General features: G+C 37.2%; 31 protein-coding genes. 28 read left to right on the top strand and 3 right to left on the bottom strand.

Annotated features, from left to right (window positions below; all coding sequences use genetic code 11):
* Positions 1–68 precede the first annotated feature (68 nt).
* From pstC to J2Y67_RS05745, 18 genes are all read left to right on the top strand, one after another.
* A complete protein-coding gene (gene pstC, locus J2Y67_RS05830; protein WP_310171680.1) occupies positions 69–989 on the top strand; it encodes a phosphate ABC transporter permease subunit PstC in 921 nt (306 codons plus the stop codon).
* Positions 989–1,876, top strand: coding sequence for a phosphate ABC transporter permease PstA (pstA, locus tag J2Y67_RS05825; RefSeq protein ID WP_310171679.1), 888 nt, complete (start codon positions 989–991; stop codon positions 1,874–1,876). The genes pstC and pstA overlap by 1 nt, the downstream gene beginning before the upstream one ends.
* A gap of 30 nt (positions 1,877–1,906) precedes the next feature.
* Positions 1,907–2,725, top strand: a complete 819-nt coding sequence (pstB, locus tag J2Y67_RS05820; RefSeq protein ID WP_310171740.1) for a phosphate ABC transporter ATP-binding protein PstB — start codon at positions 1,907–1,909, stop codon at positions 2,723–2,725.
* A gap of 10 nt (positions 2,726–2,735) precedes the next feature.
* The gene (gene pstB, locus J2Y67_RS05815; RefSeq protein WP_310171678.1) at positions 2,736–3,509 is read left to right on the top strand and encodes a phosphate ABC transporter ATP-binding protein PstB; all 774 of its coding nucleotides are present in this window, start codon (positions 2,736–2,738) and stop codon (positions 3,507–3,509) included.
* Between the two features lie 13 nt (positions 3,510–3,522).
* On the top strand, positions 3,523–4,182 hold the full coding sequence (phoU, locus tag J2Y67_RS05810) for a phosphate signaling complex protein PhoU (RefSeq protein ID WP_310171674.1): 660 nt from the start codon (positions 3,523–3,525) through the stop codon (positions 4,180–4,182).
* Positions 4,183–4,495: 313 nt separating this feature from the next.
* Entirely contained in the window at positions 4,496–5,176 is a 681-nt protein-coding gene (locus J2Y67_RS05805; RefSeq protein WP_310171672.1) for a DUF4912 domain-containing protein, read from the top strand.
* Positions 5,169–6,407, top strand: a complete 1,239-nt coding sequence (locus tag J2Y67_RS05800) for a glycosyltransferase family 4 protein (RefSeq protein WP_310171669.1) — start codon at positions 5,169–5,171, stop codon at positions 6,405–6,407. The genes J2Y67_RS05805 and J2Y67_RS05800 overlap by 8 nt, the downstream gene beginning before the upstream one ends.
* 44 nt (positions 6,408–6,451) lie before the next feature.
* Complete coding sequence (locus J2Y67_RS05795; protein ID WP_310171667.1) at positions 6,452–7,084, top strand: hypothetical protein; 633 nt, start codon at positions 6,452–6,454, stop codon at positions 7,082–7,084.
* Positions 7,085–7,139: 55 nt separating this feature from the next.
* Complete coding sequence (rpmG, locus tag J2Y67_RS05790) at positions 7,140–7,289, top strand: 50S ribosomal protein L33 (RefSeq protein ID WP_015594975.1); 150 nt, start codon at positions 7,140–7,142, stop codon at positions 7,287–7,289.
* A gap of 57 nt (positions 7,290–7,346) precedes the next feature.
* On the top strand, positions 7,347–7,913 hold the full coding sequence (locus J2Y67_RS05785; RefSeq protein ID WP_310171665.1) for a 5-formyltetrahydrofolate cyclo-ligase: 567 nt from the start codon (positions 7,347–7,349) through the stop codon (positions 7,911–7,913).
* Positions 7,910–8,698 carry a DUF92 domain-containing protein gene (locus tag J2Y67_RS05780; protein ID WP_310171663.1) on the top strand — a complete coding sequence of 263 codons (789 nt, stop codon included), beginning with the start codon at positions 7,910–7,912 and terminating at the stop codon, positions 8,696–8,698. Before J2Y67_RS05785 ends, J2Y67_RS05780 begins: the two co-directional genes overlap by 4 nt.
* A gap of 29 nt (positions 8,699–8,727) precedes the next feature.
* Positions 8,728–9,681, top strand: a complete 954-nt coding sequence (locus J2Y67_RS05775) for an L-lactate dehydrogenase (protein ID WP_310171661.1) — start codon at positions 8,728–8,730, stop codon at positions 9,679–9,681.
* A 101-nt stretch (positions 9,682–9,782) separates the two neighbouring features.
* Positions 9,783–9,977, top strand: coding sequence for a hypothetical protein (locus J2Y67_RS05770; protein WP_310171659.1), 195 nt, complete (start codon positions 9,783–9,785; stop codon positions 9,975–9,977).
* A gap of 160 nt (positions 9,978–10,137) precedes the next feature.
* Positions 10,138–11,679 carry a rhomboid family intramembrane serine protease gene (locus tag J2Y67_RS05765; protein ID WP_310171654.1) on the top strand — a complete coding sequence of 514 codons (1,542 nt, stop codon included), beginning with the start codon at positions 10,138–10,140 and terminating at the stop codon, positions 11,677–11,679.
* 134 nt (positions 11,680–11,813) lie between these two features.
* On the top strand, positions 11,814–12,020 hold the full coding sequence (locus J2Y67_RS05760) for a YqgQ family protein (protein WP_310171650.1): 207 nt from the start codon (positions 11,814–11,816) through the stop codon (positions 12,018–12,020).
* A 9-nt stretch (positions 12,021–12,029) separates the two neighbouring features.
* Positions 12,030–13,004 carry an ROK family glucokinase gene (locus J2Y67_RS05755; protein WP_310171738.1) on the top strand — a complete coding sequence of 325 codons (975 nt, stop codon included), beginning with the start codon at positions 12,030–12,032 and terminating at the stop codon, positions 13,002–13,004.
* Positions 13,005–13,102: 98 nt separating this feature from the next.
* Positions 13,103–14,293, top strand: a complete 1,191-nt coding sequence (locus J2Y67_RS05750) for a M14 family metallopeptidase (protein ID WP_310171647.1) — start codon at positions 13,103–13,105, stop codon at positions 14,291–14,293.
* 236 nt (positions 14,294–14,529) lie between these two features.
* Positions 14,530–14,844, top strand: coding sequence for an MTH1187 family thiamine-binding protein (locus J2Y67_RS05745; protein WP_310171645.1), 315 nt, complete (start codon positions 14,530–14,532; stop codon positions 14,842–14,844).
* Positions 14,845–14,884: 40 nt separating this feature from the next.
* Here the strand turns inward: J2Y67_RS05745 and J2Y67_RS05740 are convergent, their stop codons facing one another.
* A complete protein-coding gene (locus J2Y67_RS05740; RefSeq protein ID WP_310171643.1) occupies positions 14,885–15,061 on the bottom strand; it encodes a DUF2759 domain-containing protein in 177 nt (58 codons plus the stop codon).
* A gap of 246 nt (positions 15,062–15,307) precedes the next feature.
* Between J2Y67_RS05740 and J2Y67_RS05735 the strand changes: the two genes are divergently transcribed.
* Both J2Y67_RS05735 and J2Y67_RS05730 read left to right on the top strand, forming a co-directional pair.
* Complete coding sequence (locus tag J2Y67_RS05735; protein ID WP_310171640.1) at positions 15,308–15,943, top strand: MBL fold metallo-hydrolase; 636 nt, start codon at positions 15,308–15,310, stop codon at positions 15,941–15,943.
* A gap of 154 nt (positions 15,944–16,097) precedes the next feature.
* Positions 16,098–17,183 (top strand): class I SAM-dependent methyltransferase, encoded by a 1,086-nt coding sequence (locus tag J2Y67_RS05730; RefSeq protein ID WP_310171637.1) that lies wholly within the window; start codon positions 16,098–16,100, stop codon positions 17,181–17,183.
* Positions 17,184–17,225: 42 nt separating this feature from the next.
* Here the strand turns inward: J2Y67_RS05730 and J2Y67_RS05725 are convergent, their stop codons facing one another.
* Both J2Y67_RS05725 and J2Y67_RS05720 read right to left on the bottom strand, forming a co-directional pair.
* On the bottom strand, positions 17,226–17,468 hold the full coding sequence (locus J2Y67_RS05725; protein WP_310171635.1) for a DUF2626 domain-containing protein: 243 nt from the start codon (positions 17,466–17,468) through the stop codon (positions 17,226–17,228).
* 84 nt (positions 17,469–17,552) lie between these two features.
* On the bottom strand, positions 17,553–18,248 hold the full coding sequence (locus J2Y67_RS05720; protein WP_310171633.1) for a helix-turn-helix transcriptional regulator: 696 nt from the start codon (positions 18,246–18,248) through the stop codon (positions 17,553–17,555).
* 262 nt (positions 18,249–18,510) lie between these two features.
* On the opposite strand from J2Y67_RS05720, the gene comGA reads away from it, so the two are divergent.
* The 8 genes from comGA (at position 18,511) to J2Y67_RS05685 (ending at position 22,770) form a co-directional block, all read left to right on the top strand.
* Positions 18,511–19,584 carry a competence type IV pilus ATPase ComGA gene (comGA, locus tag J2Y67_RS05715; protein WP_310171736.1) on the top strand — a complete coding sequence of 358 codons (1,074 nt, stop codon included), beginning with the start codon at positions 18,511–18,513 and terminating at the stop codon, positions 19,582–19,584.
* Positions 19,550–20,602 (top strand): competence type IV pilus assembly protein ComGB, encoded by a 1,053-nt coding sequence (gene comGB, locus J2Y67_RS05710; RefSeq protein WP_310171631.1) that lies wholly within the window; start codon positions 19,550–19,552, stop codon positions 20,600–20,602. The genes comGA and comGB overlap by 35 nt, the downstream gene beginning before the upstream one ends.
* 18 nt (positions 20,603–20,620) lie before the next feature.
* On the top strand, positions 20,621–20,953 hold the full coding sequence (gene comGC / locus J2Y67_RS05705; protein ID WP_310171626.1) for a competence type IV pilus major pilin ComGC: 333 nt from the start codon (positions 20,621–20,623) through the stop codon (positions 20,951–20,953).
* A complete protein-coding gene (gene comGD / locus J2Y67_RS05700; protein ID WP_310171624.1) occupies positions 20,950–21,390 on the top strand; it encodes a competence type IV pilus minor pilin ComGD in 441 nt (146 codons plus the stop codon). Before comGC ends, comGD begins: the two co-directional genes overlap by 4 nt.
* Positions 21,374–21,712 (top strand): competence type IV pilus minor pilin ComGE, encoded by a 339-nt coding sequence (comGE, locus tag J2Y67_RS27905; protein ID WP_396954047.1) that lies wholly within the window; start codon positions 21,374–21,376, stop codon positions 21,710–21,712. Before comGD ends, comGE begins: the two co-directional genes overlap by 17 nt.
* Complete coding sequence (gene comGF, locus J2Y67_RS05695) at positions 21,657–22,136, top strand: competence type IV pilus minor pilin ComGF (RefSeq protein ID WP_310171621.1); 480 nt, start codon at positions 21,657–21,659, stop codon at positions 22,134–22,136. The genes comGE and comGF overlap by 56 nt, the downstream gene beginning before the upstream one ends.
* Entirely contained in the window at positions 22,133–22,516 is a 384-nt protein-coding gene (comGG, locus tag J2Y67_RS05690; RefSeq protein ID WP_310171619.1) for a competence type IV pilus minor pilin ComGG, read from the top strand. Before comGF ends, comGG begins: the two co-directional genes overlap by 4 nt.
* A gap of 68 nt (positions 22,517–22,584) precedes the next feature.
* Positions 22,585–22,770 (top strand): YqzE family protein, encoded by a 186-nt coding sequence (locus J2Y67_RS05685; RefSeq protein ID WP_310171616.1) that lies wholly within the window; start codon positions 22,585–22,587, stop codon positions 22,768–22,770.
* Positions 22,771–22,785: the final 15 nt, after the last annotated feature.

Here is a 22,785-nt window from a genome sequence, read left to right as displayed (position 1 = left end):
AAATATATAGGGTAAATGCACCAGAGCATTTACCCTATATAACGTTAGATAGGGGGTTTTACTTTTTTATGGAAAAAGTGGTTCCAGCAAAAGATAGATTATTAAAATCTCAGAAGAATTGGATGAACGGGGAAGTAAGAGGAAAGATTATTGTTTTTATATGTGCCATTATTATGATATCAGCAACGATTGCGATTACGATATTTCTGGGGCAAAAGGGATTACAATCGTTTATTAAAGATGGTGTCAGTCTTATTGAGTTCATAACCGGAAAGCTATGGAATCCTACAGACCCAGCAAAGCCACAATACGGGGCACTTCCATTTATTTTGGGATCTTTCGCAGTAACGTTTCTTTCAGCGCTAATTGCTGCACCGTTAGGAATTGGTGGGGCCATCTTTATGACAGAAATCACTCCATCTTGGGGAAGAAAAATTTTACAACCCGTAATAGAACTTTTAGTTGGTATTCCTTCTGTTGTTTATGGATTCATCGGGCTTACAGTATTAGTGCCATTTATTAGAGGACATGTTGGAGGACTTGGGTTTAGTTTGCTTTCGGGGATGATTGTGCTCTCCATTATGATCTTGCCGACTGTAACGACCATTGCAACAGATGCCATGAGTTCACTTCCAAATAATCTTCGTGAAGGATCTTATGCACTGGGGGCAACCCGCTGGCAAACAATTAGAAAAGTACTTATTCCTGCAGCATTACCGAATTTGTTGACTGCCATTGTACTTGGTATGTCGAGAGCCTTTGGGGAAGCATTAGCTGTTCAAATGGTCATTGGGAATGTGAAAACGATGCCTCATAGTATTTTAGATGCATCAGCAACATTAACAACCATTATAACGTTAAATATGGGCAACACGACGTTTGGAAGTCCTGAAAATAATGTTTTATGGTCTTTAGGATTAATTTTATTAATTATGTCATTCGCATTTATTCTTTTGATTCGGTATCTTTCATCTAGGAGGAAAATTTAATGAATTCGAGAGTAGCCGATCGGATTGCAACAGGGGTTTTTGTCTTAATAGCCGTAATTATCATTTCGGTTTTAGTGAGTCTTTTTGGTTTTATTTTATTTCATGGTTTGCAGCATATTTCAATCAAGTTTTTAACTACCCCATCAAGTAATATGATGGCCGGCGGTGGAATTCGCGATCAATTATTTAATTCGTTTTATGTTCTTTTTATCACAATGTTAATTACTATTCCTCTTGGTGTAGGCGGCGGTATCTATATGGCCGAATATGCTAAACCAGGGAAAATAACAAATTTTATTCGCTCATGTATTGAGGTTTTGGCTTCAATGCCTTCGATTGTAATTGGGATGTTCGGTCTATTAATGTTTGTTACCTTAACAGGTTGGGGCTATACCATTTTAGGGGGAGCACTTGCACTTACTGTTTTTAATTTACCAGTAATGGTAAGGGTAAGTGAAGATGCGATTCGTACAGTTCCTCGGGAGTTAAAGGAAGCAAGCCTTGCACTAGGAATTACTCATTGGCATACGATTAAGACGGTTTTATTGCCAAGTGCCTTTCCAGCAATATTGACAGGTGCAATCTTAGCTTCAGGCCGTGTCTTCGGTGAAGCGGCAGCTTTATTATTCACAGCAGGACTCTCAACACCAAGATTAGATTATACGGATTGGAATCCTTTTTCTGATGTATCTCCATTGAATATCTTCCGTCCTGCTGAAACTTTGGCCGTTCATATTTGGGCGGTTAATACGCAAGGGTTAATTCCGGATGTTAAAGACGTTTCAAACGGTGCAGCGGCTGTTTTAGTACTTTCTGTTTTAATTTTCAACCTGCTTGCCAGATGGATTGGAAGCCTGATTCATAAAAAGATTACGGCTACTAAATAAGGAAAAAGGTGAGAATGGATGGTTACAGCTATGAAAGAAAGAGAAACAGTAGAAACTGCAGCAAACCTAGAAACTAATATTTCTCCAATACCAAAAGAAAATATACTAAAGGTAAATAATCTTGAAATTTTTTACGGTGAAAAACGGGCAGTGAACGGTATTTCAATGGAGATTGAAAAAAACTCGGTTACAGCACTGATTGGTCCTTCAGGCTGTGGAAAATCTACGTTTCTACGCAGTATTAACAGGATGAATGATCTGATCCCGGGAGCGAGGGCAGAAGGGGAAATTAACTATGAAGGTCTCAATATTTTATCGGATCAAATCAATGTCGTTGCATTAAGAAAAGAAATTGGAATGGTTTTTCAAAAGCCCAATCCATTTCCAAAATCAATTTATGAAAATATTACTCATGCATTAAAATTTAGCGGTATTAAAAAGAAAAGCAAGCTCGATGAAATTGTGGAGGAGAGCCTTCAAAAAGCAGCGTTATGGGAGGAAGTGAAGGACAGACTTCATAAATCAGCACTTTCTCTTTCAGGTGGACAACAGCAGCGGCTTTGTATCGCCAGGACGATTGCCATGAAACCCACGGTTATGCTTTTGGATGAACCTTCCTCGGCGCTTGACCCAATTTCGAATGCAAAGGTAGAGGATTTGATTGTTGATTTGAAAAAGGATTACTCCATTATTATTGTAACCCATAATATGCAGCAGGCATCACGGATTTCTGATAAAACCGCCTTCTTTTTAAGTGGAGATTTAATCGAATATGATGAAACAGAGAAGATTTTCACGAATCCATCGGTAAATAAGACAGAGGAATATATTTCAGGAAGGTTTGGTTAAGGGGGATATTATGACTTCAATAACGATTCACAGACAAGCTTTTCAAATAAATGATTTGAACCTGTGGTATGGAGATCACCACGCTCTTAAGAGCATAAACTTCCCGATTAACAAAAAAGAAGTAACGGCCATCATTGGGCCTTCTGGATGCGGGAAATCAACGTTTATTAAAACCTTAAACCTGATGATTAACTATATACCGAATGTAAAGATGACAGGGGAAATTAATTATAATGACCAAAATATCTTAAATGATAAAACGGACCTTGTAGACCTTAGAAAAAATGTTGGTATGGTTTTCCAAAAGGGGAATGTCTTTCCTCAATCCATATTTGATAATGTAGCCTATGGACCAAGAATTCATGGAGTTAAACGAAAAGTACATCTTGAAGAAATTGTCACAAAAGCATTGATGGATGTAGCATTATGGGATGAAGTGAAAGATCGGCTCCATGCACCTGCACTCGGACTTTCTGGTGGTCAGCAGCAAAGATTGTGCATTGCAAGGGCACTTGCAACAAAACCGGATGTTCTGCTCATGGATGAGCCTACTTCTGCTCTTGATCCCATTTCTACCTTGAAAATTGAGGAATTAATCCTGGAGCTGAAAGAGAAATATACCATTGTCATTGTTACACATAATATGCAGCAGGCATCCAGGGTATCAGATAAGACAGCCTTCTTTTTAATGGGAGAGTTAATTGAGTTAGACGAGACAGCTAAAATATTCTCGCAGCCTTCAGATCAACGGACTGAGGATTATATTACAGGAAGATTCGGATAACAGAGGTGATCATGTGAGTACAAGAGCGAATTTTGATAAACAATTATTAGATTTAAAAAAATTAATATTAGATATGGCCCAAAAAGCTGAAATGGCCATAAAGGGTGCAATGGAGGCTCTCGTCAATCAAGATTTGGAAAAAGCACAGCAAATTATTAATGAAGATAGCGTAATAGATGAGTTAGAACAAGAAATTAATAATAAAGCGATTGTTCTGATTGCTAAAGAATCGCCAGTTGCTACTGATCTTAGAAGAATTATTGCTGCCTTAAAAATTTCTTCCGAGGTTGAACGGGTGGGGGACCAAGCAGTAAATATTGCTAAATCCACCCTGCATATTGGAAAAGAAAAACATATTAAAGAAATTGTTGATATCCCGAAAATGATGGATATGGCTTTAGATATGCTTTCTGATTCTTTAAAGTCGTTTATTTATGAAGATACTGAGCTTGCAGGAAAATGCGCAGCAAAAGATGACCAGGTAGATGAAATGTATGGGAAATTGGTTAAAGAACTTTTAGGGTTTATCCCTCAATATCCGAATCAAACAAACCAAATCACTCAATTGGCGTTTGTTTGCCGATATATCGAAAGACTTGGAGACCATTCAACCAATATCGCGGAGAATGTCATATTCCTGGTAACAGGAAAACGATATGACTTGAATGCATAAAAATTAATAAGAAATCACCAAAGATGAGGTCATAAAAACAGCCTCATCTTTTTTATTTTACTAAGAGGGGAAAATTGTCGAAACTTTTCGAGTTGATATGGAGGGAAATGTCGTTTTTTAGTTAATTGCAGTCATTTGTCTTCAAAAATAAAATTTTTCCAAGTCTTAAATAACCATACGTTAAGGACAAGCAAGATACGACAAAATGTGTTTATTGTGCCTTTTACGTTCAGGTGATACGATAAAATTATTGAAAATATGAATAATTTGGAATTTAAAGCATAAAATGATTGTTTACAATTAGGAGGACATTATGATTGAAGAAATAATAAGACTACGAGAGGAAGGATTATCGTTTAGAAAAATCGCCTCAGAACTAAACACAACGGTAGGCAGAGTCCAATATCGCTGGAATAAGTGGATCAGCAGCAATGAAAAAAATATTAATGAAGAATCGGATATGCAAAATAATGAGGATACCAAATCTTCTGCAAGTGAGTCTCCTTCGACTTTTATTCCCGTAAAAGGCGAGCTGACAGCAAGGCTTGTTACACCACAGAAAATAATCCTATTCTGGGAAGTTTCCGAATTACCTCCGAATGTTATGCAACTATTCTTTGATCAGCCATTTGATGATTTCGTTTCCGTTGTTCGGATTTACGATGTAACAGACATTATCTTTAATGGCAGCAATGCACATCATTTCTATGAAATAGCCGTCCCCTACCAAAATGGCTTTTGGTATATAAAGGGGTTACTTTCTAATCGTCATTATATTGCTGATCTTGGTGTTAAACTCGGAACAGGCTTTTTTCCGCTGCTCCGGTCCAATACGATTCTTACTCCATCAATGGAGACATCTTGCGGAAATCAAATAAGCGAAAACCTAAACCAGCTTCAAAAAATAGAGACCCAAACTCCAAAGTGGATTGATCATGTGAGCACCTATACTTATTATGCACAAACAGAAAACATGGAGGAGAACAATGGATAAAACGAAAGACTTGCCGGTAGATATGGAGAAGATATCTAAGGCTCACCGTCCATTAAACCTATTGATGTTAAGTTGGGAGTACCCACCGCATGTAGTGGGTGGGCTTTCGAGACATGTATATGGATTATCTGTTCATCTTGCTGAGTTGGGTCATGAGGTTCATGTGGTTTCATTACAAAGGGATGACCTGCTGCCATATGAAATCATAAATGGTGTTCATGTACATCGTGTAAAGCCATTAAATGAACAGGATGAAGATTTTCTATCCTGGATTGGCGGGCTTAACTTAGCTATGGCTTATAAAGTAGAGAAATTGACCGATGAATATCATTTTAGCCTTATTCATGCTCATGATTGGCTTGTGGGTACTGCAGCAATTGCCTTAAAGAAATCGCTATCCATTCCACTATTAGCTACTATTCATGCTACAGAACATGGAAGAAATAATGGGATTCATAACAAAATGCAGGAATTTATTCATAGGAAAGAACAGCAGCTTATAACCGAGGCCGATCAAGTCATTGTTTGCAGCGAATATATGGTGGACGAAGTGACCTCTATTTTTGATACAGTTGCTGAAAAATTAGCTATTATTCCAAATGGTGTCGATTTGTTACCGAAAAGGGAAAGTGCCGTTGAACTTCCCCAAAATCTCCATAATAAAAAATATATCTTTTCAATGGGAAGGATCGTAAAGGAAAAGGGATTCGAAACCGTTATGGAAGCGGCGGAGATTGCAAAGGACTTAAAGCTTGAATACTCTTTTGTTATCGCTGGAAAAGGCCCAATGCTTGAAACTTATCGTAAACTAATTAAAGAAAGACAATTAGATGACATGATCGCTTTTATTGGTTTCATTTCCGAACAGCAGCGGAATGCTTTGATACAAAATTGTGAAATGGTCGTGGTACCAAGTTTATATGAACCGTTTGGGATTGTGGCATTGGAATCAATGGCTCTTGGAAAGCCAACAATTGTTTCAAAAACGGGAGGATTAAAAGGGATTGTGAAGCATTTACAAACGGGCATGTTAATGGCTCCGGGAGATGCAAAAAGCTTATTGGAGCAAATATTATTTCTTTCAGAAAATCCCGAAAAAGCTGCGGATATGGCCATTCAAGGCCAGCAGGTAATGAAAAGCTTGTATAGCTGGAAACGCGTTGCAATGGAGACAAGCAGGATGATTGAAGATACGTTATTAACGAAACTAATTGACATTAAAGAAAGATAGGATAACAAAGAAACCCTATTAAGATAAAAGGAGGTGTTAATCTGATGAGTCTAATGGAACCAATTAAGATTGCCCCAGCCTCCCCTCATCATTACGATTCAGAACAGCTGCAACTTATTCCGGGAATATGGGTAAATGGTAAAGTCTATTGGGTGCGAAACTGTACAGAAAAAGTAATTTACGGTGAGGAATTGGTTGTTAAGCTAAAACTCGAACATATCCATTCAAAAATTTCCTTTGCAAATATCTTCATTAGCAATCACAGCATAGTAACGAAAGAAATCAAGGTTTTAGTCATGCATCATAATCCGAATTTAACGCGGGAGCATTTTACGTTTATCTCACCGGTGGAGAATCGTATTTTTCATCTTACAAATGAAAAGTTAATCCTTGTAAATGGAAGATACAATGGTACAGAAATGAAAGAATGTACCGTTCATCCTTCATGGAATATTTTTACCGATAAACTATGGAGTAATTTAAAAAAAGGCAGTTTAGTATATCAGCCAATGGCAATGGGACCGGCTGCAAGTATTTTTACCATGAAAATGTCAATTGAGCCTCGTGAAACAAATACAGTCAGCACTTGGGCAATCTCTGGAAGGACAAAAAATGAACTAATTTCCATGGAATGTGGACTTTTAAAAAACACACTAGCATTTCCTTTCGAAAAATGATATTATAGAAAAGTCGTATGAACGAACTAGCTTAATGGTTTGGAGGGAAATTAACATGCGTGTAAATATTACGTTGGCTTGCACTGAGTGTGGAGACCGTAACTATATTTCAACAAAAAATAAGCGTAATAACCCAGATCGTCTTGAGCTTAAGAAATATTGCCCAAGAGAAAAGCGTACAACCGCACACCGTGAAACAAAATAAGCAGTAGGAGCTTCCTGCTGCTTTTTTTGTTGTCAAAAAATAAGGAGGAATCCAATTATGAACGATAAAAGATCCTTTCGAAAACAAATGATGGATACATTATCGCAAGTTTCGAAGCCTATTTATGAAGACCTCTCTTATAAAATTGCCAATCGGCTGTTTGATGACCAAGATTGGAGAAATGCACGCGTAATTGGAATCACCATTTCTAAAGTTCCTGAGGTAGATACATACCAAATTATCAGAAAAGCTTGGGAATTGGGAAAACAAGTGGTTGTCCCTAAGTGCCTGCCAAAAGAAAAATTGCTATCTTTCCGAATCTTGACTGAATTTTCTCAGCTTGAATCCGTATATTATGGTTTATTTGAACCAAAAGAGGAACTTACCAAAGAGGTTGAACCAGGCTTAATTGATTTATTAATTGTACCGGGTTTAGCCTATACAAAAGAAGGATATCGAATTGGTTTTGGGGGAGGATATTATGATCGATTCTTATCAAATTACAGAGGCAAGACAATGTCTCTTGCTTTCGATATTCAAGTAGTTCCGGAATTTAGTATAGAGGAACATGATTTACCGGTTTCAAAAATTATGACGAACCATGAGGTTATTATCACCAAATGATAGAAAAGTGGATTATTTTTGTCATTATCATTGTTGCCGGATTACTCGCCTACTTTGTTAAAGCACTTACTAAATCGGGGGCACTAGCCGCCATATTTGTTGGAGCGGCAGTCATGCTCGGTTTTAATTTAAAGGGTCTTTTTCTACTTGGTATTTTCTTTGTTTCTTCAAGTATATGGTCTGAATACAAGAAATCCGTAAAGAAAACCATGGAAGAAAAATTAGCAAAAGGAGCAACAAGAGATTGGAGGCAAGTGGCTGCCAATGGTGGTGCTGCAGCTCTTTTTAGTATCATTAATTTTTTTCAACCTGACACAATATGGCTGATTGCATTTGCCGTTTCAATTGCAAGTGCCAATTCGGATACATGGGCATCAGAAATAGGCTCATTGAGTAAAAAAAATCCGCTGTTTATCCGTACGTTAAAGCCTGTGGAAAGAGGGACATCGGGTGCCATTAGTTTTTTAGGGACAAGTGCTGCTATAGCAGGGGCTTTGTTAATTGCTCTTTTTAGTTTTTGGCTTTTTCATTTACATATGATCCCTACCTTCTTTATTTTTCTATTCGGTTTTTTAGGTAATGTGATTGATACATTATTCGGGGCTTTTTATCAACAATTATACAAGTGCAGTCAATGCGGGATTGAAACGGAAAGACGAATTCATTGTCAAAAGGAAACATTACGGATAAAAGGTTTTAACTATATTGATAATGATATGGTAAACTTTCTATCCGGTTTTATTGCGGCTTTGTTGGCAATGGTGATAGTGTATTTAGTGGTGTAAAGCTTATTATTTAAAGGTGGGGGATTGAAATGGTAAAACGAGTGAATAGGGTTGCGCTTATAGGAACAGGTTTTGTTGGTTCAAGCTATGCTTTTGCCCTTTTAAATCAAGGAATAACCGAAGAGCTTGTCCTGATTGATGTGAATAAGGATAAAGCTGAAGGCGATGCTATGGATTTAAATCATGGTCTACCCTTCGCTCCTTCCCATACAAAAATTTGGTATGGAAGCTATAAAGATTGTGATCAAGCAGATCTTGTAGTTATTACAGCAGGTGCCAATCAAAAACCTGGTGAAACAAGACTAGATCTTGTTGAAAAAAATACAAAGATTTTTAAAAGTATTGTCCAAGAGATTATGTCTTGTGGTTTTGATGGGATTATTCTGGTAGCAACAAATCCTGTAGATATCTTAACTTATGCTGTTTGGAAATTTTCCGGTCTCCCAAAGGAAAGGGTTATTGGTTCCGGAACTATTCTCGATACGGCAAGATTCCGTTATTTATTAGGCGATTATTTTCGTGTTGATGCCCGTAACGTACACGCTTATATCATTGGAGAACATGGTGATACGGAATTACCTGTCTGGAGCCATGCAGATATTGCGGGTACCTCTATTTCAGAATGGACAAAGAATAAAGAAGGCTTTACGAAAGATGCCCTTAATAAAATCTTTTTAAATGTTCGGGATGCAGCCTACCAGATCATCGAACGAAAAGGTGCAACCTTTTACGGAATTGCTATGGGACTTGTGCGGTTAACGAAAGCGATTTTACAAAATGAAAATTCTGTCCTAACCGTTTCCACATATCTCGATGGGGAATACGGACATAGAGATCTATATATCGGGGTTCCGGCGGTGGTTAACCGTAATGGAATACGAGAGGTTGTAGAGCTAGATTTAAGTAAGGAAGAAAAAGATAAATTTTCACAATCAGTCGCTGTTTTAAAGAAAACAATGGACCCGGTATTTAAAAATATTTAACCGAATGGGTTTGGATTCTTAAAAGATTTCAGTCCATTATTATTGACAGCAATGGATAAAACTTAGGTGTATGACACAGAATAGATGTAGGAGGGATTTATATGTCTCGTATTATTACATCTATTTTTCTAATTGGATCCATCGGGTATTTTGGATTTCGTTACCGATATCGGCTTATTAATTTATTGCTGGCATCCGGCTGGCTCCGCCGCCTTGCGGTAGGATCCATTATGAGTTTCCCAGGAGTAAAGAATAAAATGCTGCAAACTGTTTTTGGAGGACCATCTGAAAGGTGAAAACCGCAGATGGTTTTTTATTTGCGATTATAGAATCAGTATAAAATTAAAGGAAATGAGACCGTTTCGTCATTGATTCGAATGGATTTCGGTTATAATGAAACCATCAAGAAATAATCAAAAAAATTACCGATCATTAAGATGGAAAGTGGGAGGAGTATTGAATAAAGAAGAATTTATCTTTTGGCGCTTAGCCAATTTCTTTATTACGGAACAGGGGTATCGCATCATTCAATTATTTGAAAATCAAAATGAGCTTTGGCTCGAAAAATTAGAAAATAAGAATGCCCCTATTGTAAGGCTATTCAACCATGATCTCAATTGGAGCAATGCTATGCAAAGGGATATTGAATTTACTGCTTCGAATGGGGAGAGTATTCGTAAACAGCTTCATCGGGCTGACTTGAACATAGCGAACATTTATGTTAGTCCGTATCCACCTGTTGATGATTATGATTATCGTTTGGAAAAACCCTTTTTTTATCCAGAAGGAAATAAAACTGCTATTATCTCAATCTTATTTTCTAATGGGAAATATGAAACAGGCTTTGAAACACTTTCTCGTTTACTTGAGAAGCAAGTATTTTTCGAAATTAACGAGTCCTATTCTGAAGAAACCATCCAGGCCTTAAAAAAATCAACACTTGAGACAGCTGTTCATCAGGCAGAAACGGAAAAAGCTGTTTTTGAAAACGGAAGACCGTTATTCACCTATTTATTTATGATTGTTCAAATCATCGTCTTTTTCTGGCTTGAAATGCACGGAGGGAGCACCAATAATAACACATTAATCAAATATGGGGCTAAATTTGATCCTCTCATTTATGAAGGCCAGTGGTGGCGTTTTATTACACCCATTTTCCTGCATATTGGTTTTTTACATTTAGCTATGAATACACTTGCACTATATTATTTAGGTGTTGCGGTTGAAAGATTATATGGTAATTTGCGATTCCTTTTTATCTATTTGTTCGCCGGTATTGTCGGAGTTATTGCCAGTTTTATTTTTAGCCCAAATCTGTCGGCAGGAGCCAGCGGCGCCATTTATGGATGTTTTGGAGCATTGCTTTATTTTGGAATGATTCAGCCAAAGCTTTTTTTTAGAACAATGGGCCTTAATTTAATTGTCGTGCTGGGAATCAATCTTGTTTTTAGTTTTTCAGCTTCGGGCATTGACAGTGCCGGTCACTTAGGCGGCTTAGCCGGAGGATTTCTAGCAGCAGGAATTGTTTACCTTCCAAAGCAGAAAAAAGTATTCCTCCAAGCCATATTTTTCCTTTTGTCTGCTGCTCTTATCTGGGGGTCCTTATCTTATGGTTTTAGTACCAGTGCAAGAACAAGAGATGAAAGCTCCAGTTTAGCTCTTGCCCAGGAATATATTAAACAAAACAAAAATGATCAAGCTTATCATGTATTAAAGGATACAGAAAAAAAACTAAAAAGTCCCTCGGCAAATGTTTATTTTCTTCTCTCTTACACTGAAATTAAGAAAGGAATGCTTTCGGAGGCAAAAATTCATTTACAAAAAGCGATCCAATTATACCCTGATTTTGAAGAAGCCTATTTTAATCTTGCTCTGATTAATCTAGAGGAAAGGGACTTTAAGGAAGCGAAGAGTAATGCTGAAAAGGCAGTGGAATTAAATCCAGACCGTAAGGAATACTCGGATTTAGTTCGAAAAATAAACCAACATCTTCAATAATCTGTTGGTCGGAATGGTTTGAATTATGCTGTTGATGTTACAAATAATAATTCCTTGAGGCGGGAATTAGCATGAGGTATACTTTTTTTATACCATTCATTGCATCTCCAATTTAGAATTTTAAGGGGTAGGAAATGAAAACAGTTTATGAGATTCAGCAATTTTTAAAACAATTTGGAACGATTATTTATATTGGTGATCGAGTGGCCGATATGGAATTGATGGAAACGGAATTAAAAGAACTTTATCAATCCCAGTTAATTGAACCAAAAGAATACCAAACAGCATTATTGATCCTGAGACAAGAGATTCAATTTCAAAAAGAAAAAAGTCAAAGATAGGTGAATAAGTTGCAAGATAAATGGATTGTAGGCGTGGATCTTGGCGGCACAACGACGAAATTAGCATTTCTGACGACTAGTGGTGAAATCCTTCAAAAGTGGGAAATACCAACTGATAATTCAGATGAAGGCCGAAATATTACCGGTAATATTGCTAAGGCAATTAATGAAAAATTGGCAAGCCTCGGTGAAAATAAAAATAGATTAATTGGAATCGGAATGGGTGCTCCGGGTCCGGTTGACTATGAAACTGGTGTAATCTTAAATGTTGTTAATTTGGGATGGAAAGAAAACTATCCCCTTAAAGAACAACTTGAAGCAACGACTGCTCTTCCAGCGGCAATTGAAAATGATGCGAATTGTGCTGCGCTTGGTGAAATGTGGAAGGGTGCCGGAGGCGGAGCAAAAGATTTAGTTTGTGTCACGCTGGGTACCGGTGTTGGCGGCGGTGTCATTATAGGCGGGAACATTGTCCAAGGGGCAAATGGCGCTTCAGGTGAAATCGGGCATATTACGGCTGTTCCGATTGGCGGTGCACCATGTAATTGCGGGAAAAACGGTTGTCTTGAAACGGTTGCTTCAGCAACGGGGATTGTCCGCCTTGCAACAGGTGAACTTTCAAAAAGCGATCTTAAGGGTGAATTAGCAGAGAAACAGTCTGCAAACGGAAAAATCACCGCAAAGGATGTTTTTGACGCTGCAAGAAATGGGGACAAGGTGGCCGGAAAAGTATTAGACGAGGTAACATTTCATTTAGGCCTTGCTTTAGCCAATATCGGAAATACACTAAATCCACAAAAAATTGTTGTAGGCGGCGGTGTTTCAAAAGCTGGCGATATATTAATAAACTCTGTGAAACAACAATTTAATCAGTTTGCATTTTCTCCTGTTAAGGAATCAACGGAGCTCGCATTAGCAACATTAGGAAATGAGGCCGGTGTAATTGGTGCAGCCTGGCTGATTAAAACTAAATTAAATTTATAAAATCATGAAGAAACCTGCCACAGCAGGTTTTTTGTCTATATAGAATTCATCTTTTTCTTTTCTTTTCATATGATTTTTATGATGGGAGGGGGAAAATAATGGAGGTCCTGTTTCGTTCTGAAGACTCCTTATGGTATTATAGCAGGCTATTTATGGTACCGGTATCTGTAATGGAGGACTCTAACCCAGATATAAATCCGAAGAATGTCGAAATTTCAAAGAAAATAATAATTCCAGGTTATGAAGCAGTCCCATACAGAATTAAAAATGGGGATACCTTAGCCGGGATTGCTGCTTCAAAGAATCTTCCGCTAGATGCGTTATTTTTACTTAATCAAACACATAAACCGAATCAATTGTTTCCAAATGAAACCATCCTGATACCAGAAAGAGTCACAATGCCTTTTTTAAGTACCACCAAGCCATGTTGTTCCGCAAACCTTTACGAAGCAATATCCTACCTAAAAAGGGTTTATCCTTTTATCAATGTGTCAGTGATCGGGAAAAGTGTCTTGGGAAACCCGATCCATGAAATTAGAATTGGGAGAGGAACGAAAAAAGTTCATATGAATGCATCCTTTCATGCAAATGAATGGATCACTACCTTGATTCTAATGGATTTGCTCAATCATTTTTTATTAAGCATAACAAATGGCATAGCTATTAGGGGAGTTTCTTCTTTTCAATTGTATCAAAATATAGAGCTATCCATTGTTCCAATGGTAAATCCGGATGGAGTTGACCTTGTTGTACATGGACCGCCTGATTCTCTTCGTGGAGAAGTTATGAAAATTAATAATAACAGCGATGACTTCATTCATTGGAAAGCCAATATTCGTGGAGTGGATTTGAATAATCAATATCCGGCCAAATGGGAGATTGAAAAAGAGCGGAAACTGCCAAAATTACCGGCTTCAAGAGACTTTCCCGGGAATTCTCCGTTAACTGAACCTGAAGCGATTGCCATGGCTGAGCTAGCGAAAAGCAATCCATTTGACTGTGTTGTCGCGTTTCATACCCAGGGAGAAGAGTTTTATTGGGGGTATGAAGGTTATGAACCGCCGGAAGCAGGGAATATTGCCAAAGCAATGGAGCGGTTAAGCGGATATAAAGCCATTCAGTATGTCGACAGTCATGCAGGATATAAGGATTGGTATATACAGGAATTTAAACGTCCGGGCTTTACCATTGAGTTGGGAAGGGGCATAAACCCGCTTCCTCTTTCAAGATATAAAGAAATTTATTCCCGGGCTGAGGCAATTTTTATAGCTGTGCTTCTTCATTCATAACACAATTCATAAATTCTGGTAATGGTTCTTTATTATTAGTTTATTTTTAAAACAGATTCCCCGATTGTTAATGGCTTATATGGGAACAACTTTGAAAAAATAATTGATTTAAAAGCAAAAAAAATTTATGATTTGCACAAAGAATGACTGTTAAAAGCCATTCTTTTTTTCTTACATAGGCAGGTATGATAAAATCAACCTGTATTAAAAATTAATCGACCAAGCAGGTGATCAGGATGGCAATTGTTGATGTTACTGTCATTCCACTGGGGACTGAAACTCCCAGTGTGAGTAAATATGTGGCTAGTGTACAAAAAATACTAAAAAGATATGAAGCAGAGGGAAAAATTCATTATCAGTTAACCCCCATGAATACCATTATCGAAGGGGATTTGCCTGTTTTATTTGAAGTGATTCAAGCGATGCACGAGGCTCCATTCTCAGAGGGGATTCAGCGGGTAGCCACAACCATCCGTGTTGATGACCGCAGGGATGTAAAAAGAAGTATGGAATATAAGGTAGATAAAGTAAATAGCCTTTTGCAAGAATAATAAAAAAGACTGCCTGAATTGGCAGTCTTCTCTATAAATATTAGTGTGTACCTGTAGGAATTCCGTGGTGAATAACGGTCATGACAACAAACCAGCCAAAAACTAAGAATGAAGCAACTCCCCAAAATGCAGCTAATAAATTTTTATTTTTTAGTGCACGAAGTCCAGCAATCAAAGCAAGGACGGTTACTAAAGCAAAGATAATAACTAATCCCATGAACAAATCCCCCTTTATTGGTTAATATGCCTAACATTTTAAAAATAGTTATGTAAGAATATTATATACATTCGTTTCCTATTTTATAGTTATTTCATTCGTTTGTCGAGGGCAAAAAAAAGACAATTTTATGTTTCATTTCTTATATTGATCCTCTCTATTTGTAGAAATTCTTTCTTCCTTTAAATTCGATTAAAGAATAGTGTAAAATGTTATTATTGTATTTATTAATTGGAGGTATAAGCAATGAAGTGGTCGCAAATCCCCTTAGGGGTTCTGCAAACAAATTGTTACATAGTTGAAAAATCGGATCAAACCTGTTTAATTTTTGATCCAGGAAGTGAAGGGAAAAAGCTGATTAATTGGCTGACCAAACGTAATTTAAAGCCGTTGGCCATCTTTCTGACTCATGCTCATTTTGACCATATTGGAGCAGTGGATGCGGTAAGAGACTTTTTTAAAATTCCTGTTTATGTCCATGAGGAGGAAGAGGAATGGCTAAGTGATCCAAAATTAAATGGTTCACAATTTTTTATGATGAAGGAAAGCATTAACGCAAGACCTGCTGATTTTATTTTAAAAAAAGAAGAGGACATAATAATCGCTGGTTTTGAGTTCAAACTACTTGAAACTCCGGGTCATTCGCCTGGCAGTGTTTCTTATTATTTTGAGCATGATGGATTTGTCGTTTCTGGCGATGCCTTATTTAAAGGAAGCATTGGCCGGACTGATTTGCCAAAAGGGAATCAAGCGCAGCTTTTAAAGAGCATTCATGATAAGTTGTTATTTTTACCGGAGGAAACAGTGGTCTTATCAGGGCACGGCCCTGCCACCACTATTATCGAAGAAATGGATAGCAATCCCTTTTTAAATGGTTTTTGAATTGCATAAATAGAAAAGCCCTTCTCACAAGGAGAAGGGCTTTTCAGGGGATGTTCTATTCATATAATGGGAGGGGATATAGTTAAGCTACTAAATTAACAATAATATATAGTAAACACTATGTCAATAGTGAAAAAGCAAAAAGGAGTAAAAGATGATTACCTACTTAAAAAAAATCATTTCTGAATCACCTAATCATTATATTTCCTATGCAGACTTCATTAGTGCAGCTCTTTATCATCCCGACTTTGGCTACTACATGAAAGAAAAAGTGAAAATAGGACGTAAGGGTGATTTTATCACCACCAGCAATATTTCAGATGTTTATGGCCGGCTTGTTGCAAAATGGTTTTCAAAAATTTATAAGCAATACGAATTACCACTTGTGTTTTGTGAAATTGGGGCAGGAAACGGCCGATTTGCTCATGCTTTTCTAATGGAGTGGTATGAATCGGTTAAAATCCCGATTGAGTATTTAATGGTTGAGAGCAGCCCTTTTCACAGGAAATTGCAAAAAGAGCTAATTGGTTCTGTCTACCCTGTCACTCAGTTGGAAACGCTTGAAGAAATTAACGGCTTTGAAGGAATGATTTTCTCAAATGAATTCTTTGATGCACTTCCTGTCCATGTAATCGAGAAGGAGAATGGCAATATTTTTGAAGTGATGGTTGGAATCGAAAATAATGAATTGTTTGAGAAAAAGGTTCCGTTATCGAATCAGATAATTGTTCAATTTTTATCAGAACATAAATTGGAGTTAAAGGAGAAACAACGGTTTGAAGTTCCTCTCGTAATGGAAAAAATGATTGAGGATATTTCAAAAATCATTACAAAGGGTCTAGTTGTCAGTGCCGATTATGGTTATATCAATGAGGAATGGATGCAGCCCGCAAGATTGAGTGGCAGTTTACGGGGGTATTATCAGCATCAAATGCTGGATAATATTTTGCAGCATCCCGGGGAAATCGACATTACCACCCATATTCAATTTGATCAGCTTATTCAAAAGGGGGAACAGGTTGGTCTGGAATTTGTAACAAAGCTTAGGCAGGATGAATTTTTGCTAAAAGCAGGTATCCTTGAAGAATTGGAAAACCATTTTGATCCTAACCCGTTTTCTGAACAAAGCAAGCGGAACCGGGCAATCCGAAGTTTAATTATGCCTTCCGGAATTAGTTCCTATTTCCATATCATCATTCAACAAAAAGGGTTAAAAGAAGATATGGCTAAAATATTTTAAATAAAAAAACACTGGGAGGATTTCCCGGTGTTTTTTTATTTCTTATTCTGTTGCACCTAAAGGCATCATGAAAGTTGTCCAATAAGTGAAACCTGCAAAGAAAATGGTTAAATATGCTCCGAAAACATACATATACATACGTTCGGAAAGTTTTAAATAGCTGAGCAGAACGAAGAAACCAGTTTGGGCTAAGAATAACATTGCTGTTTTATCCATATCACCAAGATAAAACATAACGGTAAAAATACCCGTCCAGAAACCCAATACTCTGAACATGCGATCCATATGTATCCCTCCTTTTACCCTACGAATACCATCATTACAATATTATAAGGTAAAAGTTAGGGTAATGTAAATAATGGTTTGTTATTAGTTTGTGACAAATGCTTGATAGGAACATGCTTCACAGCCATTAAACATATTCTCTTTTTCAACCAACTCAACGGAAGAGAATAAGACCTCGAACATACCCTTTAGAAATTCACGATGCATACTACAAACGGTTTCGTGTTCCTCTGCCACTTCTTTAAATGGGCAATTATAAATCTGAAAATAAATTTTGGTTTGATCCCCGTTCACATCAAATTCCGGATAAAAGCCTGCAAGTGTTGAAGCACTTTTTAATATATTTAGCTTTTCGTTAAAATTTAATTCATTACCGAGAGATCTTTTTGACATTTCTTGTTCAATAATTTCAGTTCCAAAACGTTTTCCAGTTATATATAATGCTTTTTTTCCTTCCTCACCAAGAGTAAGCATAGTTTGAATGGCTACTTTGGATAACAACATATAATCGCGGAATGGGAAATGCAGCTGAATCACATCATCAGATAAGCGGTACAACCGGCTTGGACGGCCGCCTTTTCCCGTTTTCTTTGTTTCGGAAATTAACATATTTACATCCTCAAGCTTGGAAAGATGCAATCTTGCCACATTGGGATGAATATTAAAATTTTCAGCAATCTCTTGTACAGTCACCTCTTGGTGTCTTTTTGTAATGTATTGATAAATATAATAACGTGTTGGATCTGATAAAACATTTGTTATTTTTAATGTTTGTTCCATCTGGTTTCACCTCGAACTCCCATAATTTAATCCTATTATAATACAGCCATTCTAACATGGGAATGAGGTTAACAACATAAACACTATAAGTTTAGAAAATGTTCACATTTATCGTCAATAATTTGTAATAATTTCATCAAAATTCCTGTACCTGAATGTTGTCAATTGAGTTATTCTAATAATGGTCAACAAATTAAAAAGAGGGGGAACATGGAGTCGTGTTGAATTCAGTTTCAAAGTAATATAAAAGGAGGTTTTTCTCATTGTTAGCGCAATTGAAATATTAGCCAATCGAATTATAAAAGATGCCACTAGAAATCAAGCAACCGATATTCATATCATTCCGCGAAAGAATGATACACTCGTTCAAATTCGCCTTACGAATAAACTTATTCCTCGGTTATCCCTTCCAAAAGAAGAGTGCGACAAATTAATTTCACATTTTAAATTTACTGCAAATATGGATATTGGGGAAAGAAGACGCCCGCAAAGCGGTTCAATTTTTTGCGATGTTGACGGTCAATTGATGGGACTCAGATTATCCACCCTGCCTTCAAATAATCGAGAAAGCCTGGTCATCCGACTTTTACCTCAACAAGAACAGATACCTTTTCACCAGCTTTCCTTATTCCCTTCAATGACGAGAAAATTACTTGCCCTTCTAAAACACGCTCATGGCTTAATTATTTTCACGGGTCCTACCGGAAGTGGAAAAACAACAACCCTTTATTCTCTCTTAAATGAAACCGCACACTTATTTCATCGGAACGTCATTACATTAGAAGACCCCATCGAAAAAAACTATGATTCTGTCCTTCAAGTACAAGTAAATGAAAAAGCGGGGGTCACCTATGCCACAGGATTAAAGGCTATTTTGCGGCATGACCCGGATATTATTATGGTGGGGGAAATAAGGGATAGTGAAACGGCGAAAATTGCTGTTAGAGCGGCTCTTACTGGGCATTTAGTACTGAGCACGATGCATACGAGAGATGCAAAGGGAGCGGTTTATCGGCTCCATGAATTTGGTGTAAACTGGCTGGAGGTCGAGCAAACGCTTATTGCTGTAACGGCACAGCGTCTGGTGGAATTGACCTGTCCATTTTGCCAGGAAGACTGTTCCCCATTTTGTAATTCATACGGCAGGTGGAAAAGAGCCAGTGTGTTTGAATTATTATCAGGAAGGAATTTAAATTCAGCGATGAGGGCTGCAAAGGGGGAAAATATTGAAACATATTATAAAACGATCAATCAAGTGATTAATAAGGGAATTGCCCTTGGTTATATAAAAGAGTCTGAATATGAACGGCTGGTATACAATTATGAAACCTCGTAAATGGACATTAAATGAGCAAGCGACCCTGTTAAAAAGGACAGGTGAATTATTGGCGAGGGGATATCCTATTTCCGAGGCTCTTGAGTCCATTTCCCTTCACTTGTCCGTCAATCGAAAGGAGGAGCTAAATAAGTGCTTAATCGGGTTAAAAACAGGCTTATCGTTTCATGAGGTTTTAGATGAGCTTGGCTTTCACAAAGATTTAATTGGTTTCGTTTATTTTGCGGAACAGCATGGTAATTTTGCTGAAGCACTTTTAGAAGGCAGCGGAATGGCTTTGGTAAAGGACAAGGATTTGCAGAAGCTTTTAAAACTGCTTCAGTATCCGCTACTTCTTATTTTTATTACCGGATTCCTGTTTGTTTTTGTGGAAAATACGCTGCTTCCAAGGTTTACCACCCTTTTTAAATCAATGGGACTCGAAGCTAATTTTTTTACAAAAGTAATTTATTTTTTTGACCAATATTTCCCCATGATGATAATAGGCATAGTCTTTATTTTTCTGCTTGCAGTAATGTATTACTTTCTTGTCTTCAGAAAAATGTCTATTCTTCTGCAACGTTCTCAGTTAGTCCGTATCCCTTTTGCAGGAAGGGTCCTCAGATTGTTATTTACCCACTATTTTTCCATTCAACTTAGCTTTTTACTGGCAGGTGGAATCTCAGTCTCCGAAGCCTTACTGCTCTTTGAAAAGAACCGCAGGCAACCGTTTTACAGCCAGCTTGGGAAGGAAATTAAGCAAAAGCTGGTAACCGGCGAAAAACTAGAGTCTATTTTAGCTACTTTTTCCTTTTTTGAAAAAGAATTTCCGATGATTGTTAAACACGGACAAGCAAATGGAAAACTGGAACAAGAACTCCAATTTTTTAGTCGGCATTGTATGAATATGATGGAAGAAATAATTGAAAAAAGCTTTAAAATGATTCAGCCGATTTTATATCTTTTTATCGGATTTCTTGTTGTTTCGATGTATTTAGCTATACTATTGCCGATGTTCCATTTAATGGATGGAGTTTAAAACTGGAGGATGAACAGTATGTTGGAAAAATTCAAAAATCAAAAGGGTTTTACACTAATTGAAATGATGATTGTAATGTTAATTATTTCTGTTTTATTAATTATCACCATTCCGAACATCACAAAACATAATTCAAATATCAATGAAAAAGGCTGTCAGGCATTTGTGAAAATGGTACAAGCCCAGGTTCAGGCCTATGAAATGGAAAAGAAAAAGCTGCCTACAAGTGTTGAGGAATTAGTTGCTGCTGATTATTTAAAAGAGGATGCCAAGGGCTGTCCAGATGGAAAAACAAAGGTAGAAATACAAGCCGACGGAAAAGTTGTATCAGTGGCAAATACATCTGAATGAAAATGAACCAAAAAGGCTTTACTTTATTAGAATCATTACTTGTCCTAGCCATCTTTTTAATTATATCCTCGATTACCGTCTTTTCCGTAAAACCACAAGCGAATCGGATGGAAGACGAAACCTTCATTTCCCAGCTCAAAGCCGATTTATATTTTGCCCAACAATATTCCATTTCCCATCAACATGAGGTCACGGTAAGCTTTTCGGAAAACGAGTATAACTATTTTATTTATGAACGCACTGATCTTCCAAGGCTAGTCGAGCGGTATTATTCAAGCGATATTCATGTATATCCAGGAACACTTCCTTTATATTTTCGGTTTCTTTCAGATGGAAATATAAGTAAATTTGGTTCGTTCACGATTGTAACGAAGGACAAGCAATACCGTATTACCTTTTTGATTGGAAAGGGAAGGTTTTATGTTACAGAAGAATAAAGGCTTCTTTTTACTCGAGCTGTTACTGTCGCTATCAGCCTGGTTCATGATGTGTCTATTTTTTATGCCAATTATCATTAATTTAAACAGTCAATCAAAAAAACTGGAAATCGAAAAAAAGTCTAGACAGCTGGTGTTTCAGGAACTCGAGGCTCAAATAATCGAGGGAAAATTAGACAACAATTATTCTGTGTTTCAAGATGGAATAGAATACAAAATCAGCTGGAGAGACTCTGTATTTTCCGGAGCTAGGGAGGTGTGTGTAAATGTTGAGGAAACCTCCTTTCTTTCCAAAACAGAAATTTGTGGTATGCAAGAATGAAAAAGCTTTTACCTTGATTGAGGCCATTTTTGCCCTGGCCATATTTTCTATTCTTGTCTTTTTTATGGCACCGCTTATGCAAATCATTTTGAATAACAAAGCAATACAAGGGGAAGATCAGCCCATGGAGTGGGAGATTTTTTGCAGTCAATTAAAAAGGGAAATCAGAACTTACTCGCGTGTGGAGGTCATCTCAGGTAAGCTGATTTTAACAAAGGACGCAGAAACAGTACAATATGAGCGATACGGGAATAACCTGCGGAGAAGGGTAAATAATTCGGGGCATGAAATCGTGTTACAAAATGTATCCGATGCTGCTTTTGTGCTTTTAAACAACGCCGTGAAGGTTTATGCAAAGGACGTATGGGGAAAAGAATATTCTGTGGTTATTTACTCCTTTATTAATTGGGATTCAAGTCCATGAAAAAAAATCAGGCAGGTTTTACCTATCCCCTTACATTATGTGTCGTACTTGTTTTTTTCTTATTTTTATCAATCCGCGTTGAACAGCTCTTGACTGAAAGAAAGGTTGTTAATCAAACAGCCATTCTATTGCAGGAGGAGTATTATTTCCTCAGTTCCATCAAAAAGGTGGAAAACAGACTAACATCCACCGGGACTATTCAGTCAAAAGGATCTTTTAAATATGGAAACGGGACGATGGATTATCAGGCTGATGCACCAGTAAATAGTGTTCAAAGGGTTAATTTTACGCTTCGGTTAAGTTCAGGAATAACAGTAATTGGAATTGGATATTTTGATACAAAATTAAAAAGGATTGTGAAGTGGGCAGAAAAAAATTGAGAAATCAAGTAGTTAGGATCTGAAAAACATGGACATACTTGTATTGAAGGATGAAGGCAGGTGTGTCGATGAAAACAAATGATTATGTAAAATATGTGACGCAAACAATTGTAAAATATGCGGACCAGCCAAAGGATGAACGAAAAAGAATCCGGACAGAGCGGAAGCAAGCGCAAGCCTCGTTTTGGTACCGTTGGTTCGGTATCCTACCTTATATATTTTATTCTGAAATGAAAAGAAGAAGAAAAAGGTAAAGAAGCAGACCGTCT

The organism is Neobacillus niacini (genome assembly GCF_031456445.1).
Classification (GTDB): domain Bacteria; phylum Bacillota; class Bacilli; order Bacillales; family Cytobacillaceae; genus Neobacillus; species Neobacillus niacini_I.
Note: the sequence above shows the minus strand (reverse complement) of the source record. Positions and strands in the feature narration are given on the sequence as shown.